This window comes from Kaistella carnis, from assembly GCF_003860585.1.
Taxonomy (GTDB): Bacteria; Bacteroidota; Bacteroidia; order Flavobacteriales; family Weeksellaceae; genus Kaistella; species Kaistella carnis.
In genome coordinates, this window is the sequence record NZ_CP034159.1 from 1,211,526 (window position 1) to 1,228,674 (window position 17,149).

Genomic DNA, 17,149 nt, shown 5'->3' on the forward strand with positions numbered 1-17,149 from the left:
AATATTAAAAGTTATATTTAAGATTCAAGATGATATTTCTGCCCATTTCAAAAGAGAAATATCGCATTCTGTTCAGATAATCTTTGTAGTTCGTATCAAAAAGATTGGTCACATTTAATCCTGCTGAAAAATGTTTAGTAAAGTCGAAACCTGTTTGTAAACTCCACAAAGTATACGTTGGCGGCGGCGTAGAAAGATCTAAAGTTTTTTCAACCTCTACCCCATTTTCGAAAATAATAATGGTTGGATTGTAAACTGGAAATCTGTTTTGATGAAGGAATGTCTGCTGCTGAACTTTGAAATAGAAATTCTTCCACTGTTCATTTTTAAATTCCAGACTGTTTGTAAAATTCGTTGGAACCATCATTATTAAAGGCTGATCGTTTGTTTCGTCCTGACCGTTCACGTAAGAAAAGTTCCCTTTATACTCAAAATGATTGTTGAATTTCAATTCTGCATCAACATCTAACCCGTACATTTTAGCGTTGATCTGTTGGTAAGACCACACCGGAAAAACGCCACGAATGGTGTTCTGAATCCCGGTCGGGATTTCGGTGATGAAGTTTTTAGTAATGAACAAATATGGATTAACCGTAAATCTCAAACCTTCTAAAACATTCATTTTTCCGTCGATATTTAAATTGAATTGATTTCCGTCTTCATTTTTCATACCCATATTTCCCACTTCAATAATCGCGGCAGAATGATGAAGTCCATCCGCAAACAGTTCCGCAATATTTGGCGTTCTTCCGACTTTCGCGTAGTTCAATTTCACATCCAAATTCTTAGAAGACTGAAAATCTAAACCTGCGTTAAATGATAAATTGTTGTAAGTGAAATTCGGTTTTGTGAAAACACGATTTCCCTCCGTTTTTATATAATATTGTGAGAAATCCTGCGCGTACCGATTTTCCCAGTCGTTTAAATCATACCATTTTTTAACTTCGTATTTCGTGACATCATATCTCAATCCGGCTTCAGCATTTAATTTCGGAGTCAACTTATATTTAAAAACCGAATAAGCGCCGCCGGAATATTGATCATAATTTGGCACCAATCTTCTAGCCTGAGTTTCCGGCGTGGAATAGTTAAACTGGTATTTTAAATCGATTCCGGTTTCTAAACTCCAATATTGGCGCTCGATAAAATCATTGATGTTGATTTGATTCGTAAACAATTCCAAATCCAAAGATGGAATTTGAGCCAACTCGCCTCTTCTCACATCATATTCCTTTCTATGATTGTATTGAAAGTTATAATCCACAGAAAATTTCCCCAAATTTTCAAATCTTTTAAAAGCAGAAATCTTGGCGATATGATGCTGAACATCCTGTTTTGGATTGTTAATGGTGTAAGAAAAATCTCTTTCATAAATAGGAATATCCGACGTCAACGCTTTGTAAAAATCCTCTAAATTCCCTAAATCAGAACCGCGGTAAATTCCGATTTCAGAGTCAGTCACGCTGTAATCAAAAGAAATCCCCTGTAAGTAAGTATTGTTCTGCAGGGTAAAACCAAAAGAATGATTTTGCAATCCCGTGTTCATCAGATTATAATTCGGCGTTTTCAAATCACCCAATTTCTTAAAGCCACCCATCGTTTTTATGGCCCAGCCATTTTCCCAGGTTTTGAATAAATTAATTCCAAGTCCCACTCCCTTACCGTTAGAGATGCCGGAAAGATTTACATTGCCCTGAATGGTATCTTTTCTTTTATAAACAGCAGGTTCCAAAACAACTACTCCGCCGATTGCGTCACTTCCGTACTTTAAAGCTGATGCTCCTTTTATCACATCCACATGATCGAACTGATTAACATCAATATTGGGAGCATGCTCTACGCCCCATTCCTGCTCGGCCATTTTCACACCGTTATTGATGATAGGAACTCTACTTCCGTAAAGTCCGTGGATAATAGGTTTCGCAATATTATTCCCACTTTTCAAAGCGCCAACACCTGAAATAGAAGATAAAATATTTCCCAGATTTTCCGTAGAATTACGGTCAATATCGCTTCGATCCAAAGATTTCACGATTAAAGAATTCGCTTTTTTAAGTGTTCCGTGCAGCGTAATGGTTTCAATTTCTGCGATGTGATGTTCCAGCTGTATGGTTATTTCCAGATCTTTTGTTAATGAAATCTCCTCCGAAAAAGGTTCGCAGTCGGGATGGTTTGCGAGGAGTGTAAAATTACCGCCGGGCAGCGATTTAAAAATAAATTGACCATTTGAATCTGAAATCTGCGTCGATTTCCCAAGGGTAATGGTGGCATTTTTCAAAGGAGTTTTGTCATGATAATCTATTACCTTTCCTTTAACAATATAAGTCGTTTGGGCATTTGTAAATAGCAACCCAAGAAAGATTGCGATGATATTTAAAGTAAATTTCATTTAAATTAATTTTAAAAATAATAAAATACGACTTTGTAAAAAATTGAAATTCAATTCCTTACCATTCATTTTCGAAAAAAAAGTTTGTTTTTAAATGAAAAGTGCCGGCGGGCCGCGCAAATGAAAACCGTAAATCGTTTGCTGAACTACGGATTGTTGATCAGTGAAAATTTCGACCTGAAAATAAGACTCAGAAAGGGCCGAAAAGAAAAACTCCTGTAAATTAACATACTTGCTGTCATGCAGAATGTGGCACGAGAGACAGTCGGAATAATTTGCAATCGTTGAAGAAGTTGAAAAAGTTTTCTCCGTCTTTTGAAAATGAAAATCCTTAAAAACTTCCCCGCTTCCATGTTCATGGAAATTTTGAGAAAACAAAGCCACGAAAAGATAGACGGAAGCAGAAAGCGTCGCTAAAAATTTCTGGATCTGTTTATTCCTAAGCATACCGCAAAACTAAAGAATTTTTAGAGGAATAAAAAATTAGAATTGGTGTTCTCCTCAAATCGATGAAATATCTTTAAATTATGCCTTTTATAAACTGATAAATCTTATCATTTAAGACTTATTTAATTGAGAGAGATTTCGTAAATTTGTGCTGAAATTTTTAACTATGAATGAAAGTGCAGTGAAAAAGATTGTTGTTTTGACCTCAGGTGGAGATGCACCGGGAATGAATGCAGCATTGCGGGCGGTTGTAAGAACTGCAAGTCACTACAATATAGATTGTTATGGCATAAGAGAAGGTTTCAATGGATTAATCAATAATGATTTCACCAAAATGGGTCCCCGATCCGTAAAACATATCATCAGCGAAGGGGGTACCATTTTAAGATCTGCACGTTCTCTGCAATTTAAAACTCCTGAAGGACGAAAGAAAGCCTACGAGAACTGTCTACAACATGGCATTGAGGGCATTGTTTGTATTGGTGGTGACGGAACTTTTCGAGGAGCAAAAGTATTTTATGAAGAATATGGCATCAAAGTGATCGGCGTTCCGGGAACTATTGATAATGACATCTTCGGAACCGACAACACTATTGGTTATGACACGGCCCTAAACACCGCCATGGATGCCATTGATAAAATCAGAGATACGGCAACCTCTCACAACAGAGTTTTTTTTGTAGAAGTTATGGGACGGGATGCGGGTTTTATCGCTTTAAACAGTGGTTTAGCAACGGGCGCCATCGATATTTTAATTCCAGAAAGAAAAGACAGCATCGAAGAACTTTTTGCAACGTTTGAAAGAGCTGAGAAAGCAGGTAAATCATCAAGCATCGTTGTTGTTGCAGAAGGAGAAAGAATGGGCAGTATTTACGATATTGCAAAAGCCACACAAAACAGCTTCCCCCAATATGATATCCGCGTCGCAGTGTTGGGACATATTCAACGGGGCGGATCGCCAAGTTGTGCCGACCGGGTCTTAGCAAGCCGATTAGGATACGGTGCGGTCGTAGGTTTAATGGAAGGGAAAACCAATGTGATGGTGGGAATGCAGTCCAACAGAATGGTCTACACCGCTATTGAAGAAGCAATTAAAAAACACAATGAAATAGACCAGGATTTATTGAAAATTTCAGAAATTCTGGCCATTTAATTTAACAATAAATTTAATTTTAAAATAAAAATTATGTCAACAATCAAAGTAGGAATCAACGGATTCGGTAGAATTGGTCGTCTTGTTTTCAGAGCAATGGCCGAAAGAGAAAACATCGAAGTTGTAGGAATCAACGACCTTATCAATGCCGAATATATGGCGTATATGTTAAAGTATGATTCAGTACACGGTGAATTCAAAGGAGAAATTTCTGTAGAAGGAAATGATCTGATAGTAAACGGAAAAAAAATTAGAGTTACTGCAGAAAAAGATCCAAACAACCTAAAATGGAATGAAGTAGGTGCAGAATACATCGTAGAATCTACAGGGTTATTCCTATCAAAAGATTTGGCTCAGGCACACATCAACGCTGGTGCAAAAAAAGTAATCCTTTCTGCTCCATCGAAAGACGATACTCCAATGTTTGTAATGGGGGTAAACCACAAAGATTTGACAGACGATATCAAAATTTTCTCTAACGCTTCTTGTACAACCAACTGTTTGGCACCAATTGCGAAAGTAATGCACGACAACTTCGGTATTGTTGAAGGTTTAATGACGACTGTTCACGCAACAACTGCAACTCAAAAAACTGTTGACGGACCATCAATGAAAGACTGGAGAGGTGGGCGTTCTGCTTTGAACAACATCATCCCTTCTTCTACAGGTGCTGCAAAAGCCGTAGGAAAAGTAATTCCTGCCTTGAACGGAAAATTAACCGGAATGTCTTTCAGAGTACCAACAGCAGACGTTTCTGTAGTTGACTTAACGGTAAGATTAGAAAAACCAACTTCTTACGAAGAAATCTGTGCAGCAATGAAAGCAGCTTCAGAAGGTGAACTAAAAGGAATTTTAGGTTATACTGAAGATGCCGTAGTTTCTCAGGATTTCGTGGGTGAAAAAAGAACTTCAGTATTCGATAAAGACGCTGGAATCATGTTATCTCCACAATTCGTGAAAATCGTTTCCTGGTATGACAACGAAATGGGATACTCTAACAAATTAGCTGATTTGTTGGTACATTCTGCTTCTCTATAGTCAGAATTTCAGTAATGAAAATACTAAACCTCTCGAATTTTCGGGAGGTTTTTTTGTATGATAATTTGGGCAATCCCCTCGCCCCGCTTTTCCCGCCGCTCGGGTCGGGCTATCCGTTGCAATCTTTTTTTACAAAAAAGGATTTCCACTTCTATCCCTATTGTAAGACAGTTATAGAAACAATATTGGTTTAAAAATTGTAAAAAAAAATACGTAAATTAACGTGCAGAAAATTCCAATGTATTTCAGAAGAAAATGAATTTTCCCTTGCTGAGCGAAATCGAAGATTCGACGAAGTCAAACGCCTTTGCCTCCGTAATTTGAGAAGCATAATATTTAAAAAGCTTTGCGTCTTTACGTTAAATTTATCACTATCTAAAAAACGATGACCCCAAAATTCCAAAATGACACGCACTACAAAAATTTCTGGAAAAAAGGAAATGGTAAAGACCTGCTTGACTGGGCCGACATTCACCCGAAATTTCAAACCTTTAAAAAATACGCTCCACTTTATTATGAGGTGGATCATTTGGGAGACGAGGTCGTAAAAGAAACCTATCTGAAACTTAAATACAAAGAAGCAAGTGCTATTATCAAGAAATATTCTGAACACCCTATTACAGAAAATGAAGATGCACCGGAAAGCATAAAAAGACTTTTTCTTCAAATGCAGGAAATCCCCGAATGGCTCGACGAAAAATCGGTAAATATCGGCGCAAGATTCTGCATGCGGGCGGGAACAAATGCTTTAATTATTCTGCGAGATTTCACTTTGATGGGCGGTTATGATTTCGCGTATTTGAGCAAACCTCTGATCTTCACCGAAGCTTTAAAGAAAGGCGCTGTAAAACGTTTAAAAGACACCTTGGAATTCTGGGTCAACGTCACCAGAGAAAACGCTTTAGCACCAAATTCAGAAGCCTATCAACTGATCGTGAGAACACGGCTCATGCATTCTTACGCGCGCCTCAAGATAAAAGAAAAAACGGAAAAATGGGACTATCAGAATTGGGGCGAACCGATTAATTCCTGGGATATGATCGCAACTTACACGGGCTTTTCACTGGTTTTTATGCAGGGTTTAAAAAAATTAGGCGTTCAAATTTCTGAAGAGGAAGAAAAAGGCTTGTTCCACCTTTGGAAATACATTGGTTATCTGCTCGGAATTCCCGCCGCATTCTTACCCGACAACCGGCAGCAAGCCGTAGAACAGTTTTACTGGTGGACGAGTATTCAGGATAAAGGGGATCACGATTCTGCGCAGCTCGCACTCGCACTGCTGAACGAAAATTTGGAAAACACGATTTATAAATATCCGTTTCAAAGAAAAATGCTGATGAATCTTCACCAAAGTATGAACTGGTTTTTACTGGACAAAGAAATAAACGAGCGACTTAATATTCCAAAACCCTCAAAAATATTTTTGATGTTTCCAAAAATGGTCATCAAAGGAAATAAAATAACACAGAAAATTTATCTTAAAAATCCAGCAAAATATCAAAAGTTGGTAGAAATAGGAAGTGAGCAACAGAGGAAAGTTCTTGCAGACTACATTAAACACACGCCAAAAGATTTTCATTATTAAAAAAATGACCTTTCAAAATAATGAATCATTTCTGGAGAAAAGTTCTGGCTTAAGCTCATCGAAAAAGAGGATTTAGTAAATAATCTAAATCAATCCTGCATATTTTTTAAGAATAATAAATCTTGTAAATAACAATAAAAAAACGGTCCGCATATGCTGCGAACCGTTTTTCAATATAATTTAAAACAAATTATTTCACAATCATTTTTGTAACTGCTACTCCTTTTTCAGATTTCAATTGTAGCAAATACATTCCACTTTTTAATCCACTAACAGAAATCATATCATCACCATTGTCTTTAATCGCTTTCACTGTTTTCACTAATGTTCCCGCCAGATCATAAACAGCAATTGTTCCATTCTTGGCGTTGGTATAACGAATATTTGCAATTCCATTGGTGACAGGATTTTGAGTCAGTATTAAAGAGACGGCATTTTTATTATTTGCCACTTCATTAGTTCCCAAAGCAGAAGCATTACCAAAAATTCTAAAACCTCCCGGTTCAATGGTAATCGGTGCCGTTTGATTCGTTACTGAAATGGAACTGTTATCCATCAAATTAACCCAATTCCCTGTGTAAGGAAAATTAGGAACGATGTTTTGAGCGATTAAAGTGAAGTTGGCCAAAACAACCACATCCTTCAAAGCACTCGAAGTAGTTGGGTTGCTTATCAAAATTCTCGGCATTAGATTTCCGGATTCTACTGTAAAAGTTTTGGTGTTGAAAACCTCGTTTGCCAATCTTAATTCCAGGATTTTAGCCCACGTATCGTACACCGACTTTCTGGCTGCATTGGTATCGTAAGCCAATCCAAACGCGGAAGGTTTAGGATCCAATTTACAATCTCCCGGCGTTGCGTCGCCTTCCGTGTTTACCGTTCCATTTTCACAGGTATAAATACTTTTATCAAAACCTAATTCCGCAAACTGCCAGATCATTTTCGGACCGGGAACCGTTAAGAAGACGGCACCATATGCTTTCTGTCTTTCCAGAGAAGTCGCTAAATCCTTTACATTATAACTTCCTGCAGATGCGCCGTAGGTTAAATTCTTGTACATCAATCTTTCTTCATCATGACTTTCCCCATAACTTATTGCTCTTAAGTCTGCAAAACCATGCTCCTGAAATTTCACCCGGTTAAAATTGCTGTCGGAAGCGTAACCCATTGTATTTTGATTGTACGGATTGGTTTCTTTATCCCACATCATCACGCCTTTTCCTTCACTGATTCTGTAATTCGCCCACTGCTGTTCTTCATTATCGGTTCCTAAGTGTTCGAAGATGATATAAGAAGTAGGATCATAACTCCACTGTTTATCTGCATAACCTTTCAGAATATCTACGCGGTCCTGTTGATATGCGTTCGTACAGGTTTGATCATTTGCTGTACAGTTTTGGGTAAAGCCTTTCGTCAAATCCCAACGGAATCCATCAATTTTATATTCTTTAATCCATTGCTCCAAAACTCTTTCCACATAATATTTTGTTGCAGAAGATGAATGGTTGAAATCATTAAACACGCTGTAAGAATGCTTCGCAACCTGATTGAAGTAAGGATTATTCGCCGCAGGCTCACCATAACCATCACCATCAGGATCTATCATCCACATTCTTTCAATAGGGCTTCTTCCGGTTGCATGATTCAGCGCAACATCTAAAATCACGGCGATTCCGTTTTGGTGACACAGATCAATAAATTCTTTAAACTTTTCCGGAGTTCCGTAGGCTTTATCTAAGGCGTAATGAAAACCGGTATTGTAACCCCAAGAACTGTATCCATCAAATTCCATTACGGGCATTAATTCTACAGCGTTGATTTTTAGGGATTTTAAATAGTTAACTTTATCAATCAATGACTGCCATGTTTTTTCAGTCGTAAAATCTCGCACCAACAATTCATAAACGATCAAATTTTCTTTTGCAGGTTTGTTAAAGTTTGAAACCGTCCAGTTATAAGTTGGTTTTGCGGTTTGTATTACTGAAACTTCAAAATCCTGTCCTGCGGGATAAGCCGGAAGATTCGGATAAATTGTTGCATTTTGATTGATATAAGGATCGTCGTAAGGCGAGAGTACCAACGGGGAATAAGGATCCGCAACTTTGATTCCGTCGGCCGTTCTGTACTGGAAAGTGTAAACCTGTTGTGGCGTAAGTCCTGTAAGTTCCAGCCAATATAGATTTGGATTTACGGTATCTCTTTTCATCAGGTAATTAGAATTTACCATCCAGTCATTAAAACTTCCAATCACGTGAACAAATGCTTTTCCGGGCGCATAAAGTGCCAATCCAACTTTCGTCGCATCTGCAGGATCATACGAAATCCCTTGTCTCATGTAAGATGGAATTGCAGCCGTTTGAACCGGCACAGATACCGCAACAGTAAAAGTCTTTGTAACTATTGTTCCGTCTCCGGGGTTCGTAGCAGTAACTTCCATATTAGCGTCCTGTGTTACGGTATATGGGAAATTCAAAGCCGTAGAAGCAGACGGACTTGTATATACCGCAGTTCCATTTGCTTTAACAACATAATTGGCAGGTACAGAAGAGGTTCCGGTAATATTTAAAACCGTTCCCGACGTCACCACATTCGTGCTTCCCGCCAAGGGGTTCGTCAGATTGAACTGAAATTTCCCCACATTAACCAAAATATCCTGGGATTGAACACTGCCATTTATCGTTTTAACTAAAAATCCAATTTTAGAAAGAGGATTTGCCCGGTTTCCAAAAAAGGATTTCACAGTGTTCATGGTGAAGGTATAAGTTCCGTTTGAACCGGAACTTGATACATACGTTAATTTATTCGCAGCATTTGAAGCCGTCCAAGTGCCGTTTGTAGGGCAATCTGCCTGCACATTATTAGAATCATAAGACCAGGCCCACAGATATAGCTGATGGGAAGAAGTCACTCCAAAAGCACCTTCATTCACCGTAAACGTTGCTGTGACGGACTCTGTTTCATTAAAAGATGGAGGATTCACAGAATAAGTAATATTCTGCTGTGCACTTGCAAAATACGGTAAAAGTATAGCCAAGAGCAGCGTGTAAAAGTATTTCATTTTAGTAAAATTTAGAATGTAAAAATACTAAAACTTGGGCTCTAAAAATACTTTTTAACTTTTGAATAAAATAAAATCCCGCGCTGCTAAAATTTGAATTTCGATTTTTAAGAAATTAATTTATCAGAAGGCTGGTAATCGATGAATTTCTTGCTCTCGGAAATAGCTCCGGCGTTTTCTAAGAAGAAGTTTTTACCGGCAAGAAGTTCGGTTAACAAAGTTCTCATTTGTTCTGCTGCAACTTCCGGAAGATGGGATTTCTTCGCAGCTTCAATCACCTGTCTTTTTCCATTTTGCTGAATTTTCGCCAAATCCTCTTTACTGAAAAGATTGAAAAACTGCTCTTCAATATTATAGTATTTATAATCGGTTTCGGTGGACAGGATTTCCGGGGCCGGAAAATTCAACAATTTTACTTTTCTGTTTTGTTCATCAACTTCCCACTGAAATTTTTCAAAATCATAGCCTACCAAAATTTTTGCCTGCACAATGACTAAGGCCTTCTTCTTCGAAGGAATAAAATTAAAAAGCTTGGTTGTTTCCTCGTAATTATAGATTTCATTGAAATGACCTTCTGCGGAAACGACCTTAAAAACTTTGCGCATACTTTCCGCAATCGTGTGGGAACTTTCGGTAACTACCGGCGGTTCGGCCGTCATTTTTTTCGATGCTAAAAAAGCAATTAATCCTCCCAAAACCAATCCAAGCAACAACATTATAATGGTCATCATCGAATTAATGGATTCACTCTGTGTCATTCGATAAAGAAAAAAACCGATAAAAAGAAGGATTAATATGCCGGCTGACCAGAGTATGATTTTATATTTTTTAAAGTTCATGTGAATTCAATTTAGGTAAAGATAGGAATTTTCAAAAAGTTCTTTTAAAAGAAATAAGATCTTGCACGAAACATTTTCTAAAAGCAAAACCTATTCTATTTTTTTTTGAAGAAACACGGGTGGCAAAATGAGCTCTTCAAATTTTCCTTTAACTTCCAGCTTTTTGAAGTAAAGATTCCGCGCCATTATTTTGAGCATTAAATCTTTATCAAATAATTTCCAGAATTTTTCTTCGTGAACTCTTTTGGGTTTTCGAATTTCATCAAAAGTAGTTTTCCAGGAATCCGGATTGTGGTAAAACTCAATGATTCCACAATGTTCGGGAATATCTTCGGCGGCAACCATGCCTTGTGGCAAAAGGAAACTAAACGTATTACACGGATAATCACCACAGGAAATTTTATCGTGTTTCAAAAATTTTTCTTTGGTTTTCTGATTCTGATATTGTTTTTTGAAATCATTCTTAAAGTCTGCTTTTGATAATTTAATTTCCAGTTCATGACTGAAACCGTCTTCATTAATAATCAAAATATCAGCTTCCCAATCAGAATGAAAGTGATTCGTCAACACCAAATCTTTCTCAAAATCACAAAATTGAGAAATATAATTATACGTAAGCTCTTCTACTTTCAGCATGAAATTTAAAAATTAAGAAACCAATAAACTGCAACCACGGATATCAGAATGATCGATTCTTCCTAATACCTGAAATTGATTTTTGCTAATTTCTGCCAAATGTTTGTCATTCTGAGCAAAGCGAAGAATCTCAGAATTTAACAGAATTCTGCCCAAATCCTGCGTGGCGATAAAACTACAGGAATGACGGTTCGCCAAATCGATAATATTTATAGCACCATTTCTTCCGGGTTCAACATAAGAAAAAGGATCTTCCGTATTTCTGATGAGAATGCGCATCCAGTTTGGACTTTCGTAAATATTTTGACCTAATGAATATGCCTGAGAAAGCAATTCAGTCATTGAATATTCTGAGTAAATCTTTTCTGTCCCAAAACCTTTGTGAAAAATTGCCAGCAGTTCGTCTTTGGTCATTTCCTGTTTCCGACCTTTCATTCCTCCCGTTTCGATGATGATGAGCTGATCTGACGACTTGATGATTTGATGATTCGTCTCTGCGAAATCTAAAAAATCTAATAGCGCAAAAGAAACTCCGAAAAGAATGACTTTTTTATTCTCTGTTGAAAGTTTATTTAACAATTCAAATAAATCCTGATGATTATAAAGGAAATATCCATTCTCCGGTTTCCCCGATTTCTTCATCAGAAAATCGACCATATAAATTAAAGAGGAATTTTGTTTTTCCAGATAACTTGGCAACAGTCCCAAGAAAATATAATCTTCCGGCTTTCCGATAAACTGTTCAAAACTTTTCTCAATACTTTCCTGATACAACTTTTCATCAGCGATCCAATGTTTGGAAAGATTCATTTGAGTCGTTCCTGAACTTTGAAAAAATAGATTTGCCTTTTTATTTTTATCTAATAGCTTGTGATTTTTAAACATTTCGATCGGCAGAAAAGGAATCTTTTCAACTTCGTTAATTTCGTCCGGATTAATGTTTAGAAAATCGACAAACTTTCTGTAAACCTCGATGTTATGATATTGATATTGAAAAGTTTCCAGACATTTCTGCTGGAATTCTTCTTCGGTTTGGATGTTAAAAACACTCTTTGTCATAGTTTGCAAAAATACTGATAAATAAAATGAAGAAGAAATGATATGAGTAGCAATAGTAATGTTGAAGGTTGAAAATATTTTAAAATAGAGGTGAAAAAATATCACGCCTTCGGCGTTCATTTAATATCATTCTTGCTGTTAGAATAATATCATTCCTTCGGAATTAAAAAAAACAATAATAACCGCAAGGTTCGATAAATTTATTAATGGATCAGTGGTGAGATAATTTTTCAAGTAATAAACAGGCCGGCCCAATCTTGAAGCGGTTAAATAATATAACAATAATCCAGTAAATCTCAAACGACAAATGGATATCATTATTCTGAAAAAACCGAAGTGAACCTGACCGCGAAGCGGTGAATAATTATAAACCCTCCAAAATCAAAATGTAAACGCCAAAGGCGCGTTATATTCTAAAAAATGCTAAAGTGTACTGAACCACGAAGCGGTGAAATAATTATACACCTACCAACATCGAAATGCAAAACGCCGAAGGCGTGTTATTATTCTAAAAAACCCTAAAGTAATCTAAACCGCGAAGCGGTGAAATGATTGTAAAAAACATTCAACAATTGCTACTCATCACCATAAAACTCAAATAAATATTCCTCCTGATAATCAATTTCAAATCTCTTAAGAAGTTCCAAATATTCTTCTTTAAAACTCTTTTTTTCGTGATGAGTTTCCTGATTTAAAATATACTTATAAACATTGTCTATCTGGGATTGGGAATAAGAAAATGCACCGTAACCTTCCTGCCACGCAAATTTCCCCACAACAAATCTTTTTTCATTAATAAAATTAGTAGTATTATTTTTAATATCTCTCACAAGATCAGAAAGGCGCATACTGGGCTTCAACCCAATAAAAAGATGAACGTGATCTTCAACACCATTAATAATTATACTTTTTTGTCCGTTAGCTTTTACAATTCCGCTCATATATTTAAAAACTTCTTCCCTAAAAGTTTTCTTCAAAAGATTCTCTCTGCCTTTGACGACAAAGACAAGCTGAATATAAATTTGTGAAAATGTTCCGGAACTCATATTTTTTTCCTTAGCAAGCGTCCTTAAAAGTACAACTTTTAAAAAAGAAAAAGCGGAATTCAAGTTTTGAATTCCGCTTTAAATTTTAGTCTAATAAAAAATAATTTTAGTTTCCCCTGTAAGTTGAATAACCGTAAGCAGAAAGCGTGATTGGTACGTGATAATGATCCGCATTTGTAATTTGGAAAACCACTTCCACCCAAGGATAAAAACTTTCAGTATTCATTTTTTTGAAATATTCACTGGTGTAATACGTCAATTTGTAAATCCCTAAGTTCGATTTGTCGTTTGGTAAAAAATCAGGCACACGACCGTTTTTATCGGTTACTTTTTCTTCTACGAAAGTCCATGTTTTTTTAGCGTCATTAAATTTTTCCAGTTTAATGGTAACTCCCGGCGCAGGCATTCCTTTCGATACATCTAAAATGTGACTTGATAATTGGTAAGTCACTTCTTTTTTCTGTCCGAAAGCAAAAGCAGAGATAAGCACAAAGAAAAGTGCGATAAAAGAATTTTTCATGATGATAATTTATAGATTGTTTTAAGGTATTTTCACCGCAAAAATCACTGATCTTAACGGCGATTCTCTTGGTCAACAATAGTGCCGCTAATATTTACTTTTCGAATTTCTTCAGCTCAAAATCATAAGCAAATTCACCGTAAGTAAAGTAAGAAATCCAGTCACCAAGGTTAACGTACTTGGCTTTCCCATTTTCTAAATCCAACACCATTGGTAAATGTCGATGACCGTACACGAAAAAATCTATCTTTTCTGTTTTTAATTTTTCCTTAGAATAAAGAATTAAAAACTCTTTGTCTTCCCCTAAAAATTCTTTGTCTTCTTCTCCAGAAATCATTTTGTTTTTAGTGGAAAAATAGATGGCGATTTTCATGGCAATATCAGGATGTAACCATTTGAAAGCCCATTGTGCCAAAGGATTAGTAAAAAGTTTCTTCATTCTCTTATATCCTTTATCGCCCGGACCTAAACCATCACCGTGAGCAAGTAGAAAGTTCTTGCCGTTGATTTCAAAATATTGCTTGTCAAAATAAACTTTGCAGCCAATCTCTTCCTCGAAATAATTTTTCATCCACAAGTCGTGATTTCCGACAAACATATACAGTTCAACTCCGGAATCTTTTAACTCTGCCAATTTGCCTAAAACCCGAACATATCCTTTCGGAATAACATGATTCCACTCGTGCCAGAAATCAAACAAATCGCCCATCAAAAACAAAACCTGCGCATCGGTTTTTATCTCATCCAGCCAACGAATGAATTTCTCTTCGCGAACTTTACTTTCTTTCGGCGTCGGAGCGCCGAAATGTTGATCGGAAGCGAAATAGACTTTTTTATTTTGTTCTAAATTGATTTTCATTTATAGAGATCTAAACACAAATAGCACTAATTAATCTCACAAATATCACAAATATTTATTTAAAATTAGGGTCATTCGTGATTCCAGTAGTGGAATTAGTGTTTAAGAATTATCTTCTGCAAACCATTCTCCATAAGAATTTTCGGTTTCGTGGAGTTTAAGATAAGCCAAAGAAACCGTTTCAGGAAGTTGCTTTTTTATTTTAGCTGCGATGTCGTAAAGCATATTCTCACACGTCGGCTGATAATCGCAGTAAATTACTTTATGACCTTGCTGGTCTAAATCTTCACCCAATTGTTTGTGCGGAGAATTTTCATTCAACATTACGGCATGATCCCAAACATTAAGAATTTCAGATTTTACAATTTTTTTGATATCGCCAAAATCTACAACCATTCCATTTTTTGGATGGTCTAAATCATTGATCGGAGTTCCTTTTACGGTAACAAAAAGTTTATAGGAATGTCCGTGCATATTCTTGCATTTGCCATCGTAGTTGTAAAGAACGTGAGCAGTTTCGAAAGTGAAAATTTTGGTGATTCGTATCATTTTGCAAAGATAAAGAAAGTTTAATCTTTTTGGAGTAATTAAGTAAAATGCCTTTTCATCTCGTCTAAAGGACAAGACAAATATTTCATTTGTAATGCTTCGTAAAAATTACAGTCGCAAAGGCGTTTGACTTCGTCCAATCTTCGATTTCACTTAGCAAAGGGAATACACATTTTGATAATCTCAAAAGATTACGGATTTTAATAATTAGGTGAAATTTCAATTTGAAAATCCCAATTGCGTGAGCGATTGCAGTGAAAATCTTTTTTTTGGTTCGGGCGGCTTCGCCGCCCGAACCAAAAAAAGATTGACTCTAATATTTATTTTTTTATCTGAATCGTCGAAACTCGTTCCTCGTTTTGCAACGGAAAGCGCGGTCTTTTGGCGGAGGGAAATGCATCTGCGAAAGGGACGCCCAAAAAAAATCCCCTCCCAAAAATATGGGAAGGAATTTTCTAACAATTTATAAAATATGGAGGATCTGTGTTTAATCAATGAAACTGCTCTGCTTCGGTAGAACCGGCTAAGGCATTCGTAGATGAAGTTCCGTCGGTAACTACGGTTTGAACTTCATCAAAATAGGAAGTTCCAACAAAACTTTGGTGTTTAACCGCGCGGAAACCTTTGGATTGTAAGGCGAATTCTCTTTCCTGCAATTCGCTGTAACCCGCCATTCCTCTTTCTTTGTAAGCCAAAGCCAACTCAAACATGGAAGTATTCAAAGCGTGGAATCCGGCTAAAGTGATGAACTGGAATTTGTAACCCATTGCGGCTAATTCTTCGCGGAACGTTTCCATTTCCGGAACTGATAATTTCGCAGCCCAGTTGAAAGATGGTGAACAGTTATATGCCAACATTTTTCCCGGGAATTTTGCGTGGATTCCTTCTGCGAATTTTCTCGCATAATCCAAATCTGGATTTGAAGTTTCCATCCAGATCAGATCTGCGTAAGGTGCATAAGCCAAACCTCTATCGATTCCCTGTTCTACTCCATTTTTCACTTCATAGAAACCTTCACTCGTTCTTTTTCCGGTCACGAATCTTTTGTCTCTATCATCAATATCTGAGGTTAATAAATCTGCAGCATCAGCATCAGTTCTCGCTACCAAGACCGTTGGAACTCCGCAAACATCGGCTGCCAAACGAGCGGCAACTAATTTATTGATTGCTTCCTGAGTCGGAACCAAAACCTTTCCACCTAAATGTCCACATTTTTTTGCGGAAGATAATTGGTCTTCAAAGTGAACTCCGGCTGCACCAGCTTCGATCATTTGCTTCATCAGTTCAAAAGCATTTAAGTTTCCACCGAAACCTGCTTCAGCATCTGCTACGATCGGAACTAAATAATCTTTGCAATCTTCACTTTTAACTTCATTTACGGACTGAATTTGATCAGCACGCAACAGCGCATTATTGATTCTTTTCACCACCGACGGAACTGAATTCGCAGGATACAAACTTTGATCCGGATACATTTCACCACTCAAATTTGCATCTGCAGCAACTTGCCATCCTGAAAGATAAATTGCTTCTAAACCGGCGTCAACTTCCTGTACGGCTTGATTTCCGGTTAAAGCTCCTAATCCTGCTACGAAATCCTGGTTGTTTAATTTATCCCATAATTTCTCCGACATTAATTTGGCAATCGTGTAATCAAGTTTGTAAGATCCCCGAAGTTTCAATACTTTTTCTGCGGCGTACGGTCTTTTGATACCGTTCCATCTTGGACTTTCTAACCATTCTTTTTCCAGCTGCTGGATTTGTTCTTGCTTGTTCATATCGATTTGTTTTTGTGATTGTTGTTTCTTTTAACGCAAAGGCGCAAAGGTTTTTTGAATAATATACTTCTGAAAATTACGGACGCAAAGGCGTTTGACTATGTCGAATCTTCGATTTCACTTAGCAAAGAGAATTTCCTTTTTGTACTTTTAGAATAAAGATTATCTTAAACTTTTGTGACTTTTGTGGTTT

14 protein-coding genes are annotated in these 17,149 nt (G+C 36.9%); 3 read left to right on the forward strand and 11 right to left on the reverse strand.

Annotated features, from left to right (window positions below; genetic code table 11):
* Positions 1–4 precede the first annotated feature (4 nt).
* A complete protein-coding gene (locus tag EIB73_RS05445) occupies positions 5–2,389 on the reverse strand; it encodes a TonB-dependent receptor (RefSeq protein WP_125023400.1) in 2,385 nt (794 codons plus the stop codon).
* A gap of 90 nt (positions 2,390–2,479) precedes the next feature.
* Positions 2,480–2,836 carry a hypothetical protein gene (locus EIB73_RS05450; protein WP_125023402.1) on the reverse strand — a complete coding sequence of 119 codons (357 nt, stop codon included), beginning with the start codon at positions 2,834–2,836 and terminating at the stop codon, positions 2,480–2,482.
* A 166-nt stretch (positions 2,837–3,002) separates the two neighbouring features.
* Between EIB73_RS05450 and pfkA the strand changes: the two genes are divergently transcribed.
* The 3 genes from pfkA (at position 3,003) to EIB73_RS05465 (ending at position 6,612) form a co-directional block, all read left to right on the forward strand.
* Positions 3,003–3,989 (forward strand): 6-phosphofructokinase, encoded by a 987-nt coding sequence (pfkA, locus tag EIB73_RS05455; RefSeq protein ID WP_125023404.1) that lies wholly within the window; start codon positions 3,003–3,005, stop codon positions 3,987–3,989.
* Between the two features lie 33 nt (positions 3,990–4,022).
* Positions 4,023–5,027, forward strand: coding sequence for a type I glyceraldehyde-3-phosphate dehydrogenase (gene gap, locus EIB73_RS05460; protein ID WP_125023405.1), 1,005 nt, complete (start codon positions 4,023–4,025; stop codon positions 5,025–5,027).
* Positions 5,028–5,412: 385 nt separating this feature from the next.
* Entirely contained in the window at positions 5,413–6,612 is a 1,200-nt protein-coding gene (locus EIB73_RS05465; protein ID WP_125023407.1) for an oxygenase MpaB family protein, read from the forward strand.
* A gap of 190 nt (positions 6,613–6,802) precedes the next feature.
* On the opposite strand, the gene EIB73_RS05470 is transcribed toward EIB73_RS05465, so the two are convergent.
* The 9 genes from EIB73_RS05470 to aceA form a co-directional block, all read right to left on the reverse strand.
* Positions 6,803–9,670, reverse strand: a complete 2,868-nt coding sequence (locus EIB73_RS05470; protein WP_125023409.1) for an alpha-amylase family glycosyl hydrolase — start codon at positions 9,668–9,670, stop codon at positions 6,803–6,805.
* A gap of 107 nt (positions 9,671–9,777) precedes the next feature.
* The gene (locus EIB73_RS05475) at positions 9,778–10,428 is read right to left on the reverse strand and encodes a DUF4230 domain-containing protein (protein WP_164467858.1); all 651 of its coding nucleotides are present in this window, start codon (positions 10,426–10,428) and stop codon (positions 9,778–9,780) included.
* A 171-nt stretch (positions 10,429–10,599) separates the two neighbouring features.
* Positions 10,600–11,145, reverse strand: a complete 546-nt coding sequence (locus tag EIB73_RS05480) for a hypothetical protein (protein WP_125023413.1) — start codon at positions 11,143–11,145, stop codon at positions 10,600–10,602.
* 12 nt (positions 11,146–11,157) lie between these two features.
* Entirely contained in the window at positions 11,158–12,204 is a 1,047-nt protein-coding gene (locus tag EIB73_RS05485) for a LuxE/PaaK family acyltransferase (protein WP_125023415.1), read from the reverse strand.
* 575 nt (positions 12,205–12,779) lie between these two features.
* Complete coding sequence (gene tnpA, locus EIB73_RS05490) at positions 12,780–13,250, reverse strand: IS200/IS605 family transposase (RefSeq protein ID WP_125023417.1); 471 nt, start codon at positions 13,248–13,250, stop codon at positions 12,780–12,782.
* Positions 13,251–13,356: 106 nt separating this feature from the next.
* Positions 13,357–13,770 carry a hydroxyisourate hydrolase gene (uraH, locus tag EIB73_RS05495; protein ID WP_125023419.1) on the reverse strand — a complete coding sequence of 138 codons (414 nt, stop codon included), beginning with the start codon at positions 13,768–13,770 and terminating at the stop codon, positions 13,357–13,359.
* Between the two features lie 94 nt (positions 13,771–13,864).
* Positions 13,865–14,629 (reverse strand): UDP-2,3-diacylglucosamine diphosphatase, encoded by a 765-nt coding sequence (locus tag EIB73_RS05500; RefSeq protein ID WP_125023421.1) that lies wholly within the window; start codon positions 14,627–14,629, stop codon positions 13,865–13,867.
* 102 nt (positions 14,630–14,731) lie between these two features.
* On the reverse strand, positions 14,732–15,178 hold the full coding sequence (locus EIB73_RS05505; protein ID WP_125023423.1) for a 6-pyruvoyl trahydropterin synthase family protein: 447 nt from the start codon (positions 15,176–15,178) through the stop codon (positions 14,732–14,734).
* A 491-nt stretch (positions 15,179–15,669) separates the two neighbouring features.
* Positions 15,670–16,956, reverse strand: coding sequence for an isocitrate lyase (gene aceA / locus EIB73_RS05510; protein WP_125023425.1), 1,287 nt, complete (start codon positions 16,954–16,956; stop codon positions 15,670–15,672).
* Positions 16,957–17,149 lie beyond the last annotated feature (193 nt).

What these genes read in the sequence shown, in the direction of transcription:
- EIB73_RS05445 (WP_125023400.1), bottom strand. Translation starts at nt 2,389, where the DNA reads ATGAAATTTACTTTAAATATCATCGCAATCTTTCTTGGGTTGCTATTT.
- EIB73_RS05450 (WP_125023402.1), bottom strand. Translation starts at nt 2,836, where the DNA reads ATGCTTAGGAATAAACAGATCCAGAAATTTTTAGCGACGCTTTCTGCT.
- pfkA (WP_125023404.1), top strand. Translation starts at nt 3,003, where the DNA reads ATGAATGAAAGTGCAGTGAAAAAGATTGTTGTTTTGACCTCAGGTGGA.
- gap (WP_125023405.1), top strand. Translation starts at nt 4,023, where the DNA reads ATGTCAACAATCAAAGTAGGAATCAACGGATTCGGTAGAATTGGTCGT.
- EIB73_RS05465 (WP_125023407.1), top strand. Translation starts at nt 5,413, where the DNA reads ATGACCCCAAAATTCCAAAATGACACGCACTACAAAAATTTCTGGAAA.
- EIB73_RS05470 (WP_125023409.1), bottom strand. Translation starts at nt 9,670, where the DNA reads ATGAAATACTTTTACACGCTGCTCTTGGCTATACTTTTACCGTATTTT.
- EIB73_RS05475 (WP_164467858.1), bottom strand. Translation starts at nt 10,428, where the DNA reads ATGACACAGAGTGAATCCATTAATTCGATGATGACCATTATAATGTTG.
- EIB73_RS05480 (WP_125023413.1), bottom strand. Translation starts at nt 11,145, where the DNA reads ATGCTGAAAGTAGAAGAGCTTACGTATAATTATATTTCTCAATTTTGT.
- EIB73_RS05485 (WP_125023415.1), bottom strand. Translation starts at nt 12,204, where the DNA reads ATGACAAAGAGTGTTTTTAACATCCAAACCGAAGAAGAATTCCAGCAG.
- tnpA (WP_125023417.1), bottom strand. Translation starts at nt 13,250, where the DNA reads ATGAGTTCCGGAACATTTTCACAAATTTATATTCAGCTTGTCTTTGTC.
- uraH (WP_125023419.1), bottom strand. Translation starts at nt 13,770, where the DNA reads ATGAAAAATTCTTTTATCGCACTTTTCTTTGTGCTTATCTCTGCTTTT.
- EIB73_RS05500 (WP_125023421.1), bottom strand. Translation starts at nt 14,629, where the DNA reads ATGAAAATCAATTTAGAACAAAATAAAAAAGTCTATTTCGCTTCCGAT.
- EIB73_RS05505 (WP_125023423.1), bottom strand. Translation starts at nt 15,178, where the DNA reads ATGATACGAATCACCAAAATTTTCACTTTCGAAACTGCTCACGTTCTT.
- aceA (WP_125023425.1), bottom strand. Translation starts at nt 16,956, where the DNA reads ATGAACAAGCAAGAACAAATCCAGCAGCTGGAAAAAGAATGGTTAGAA.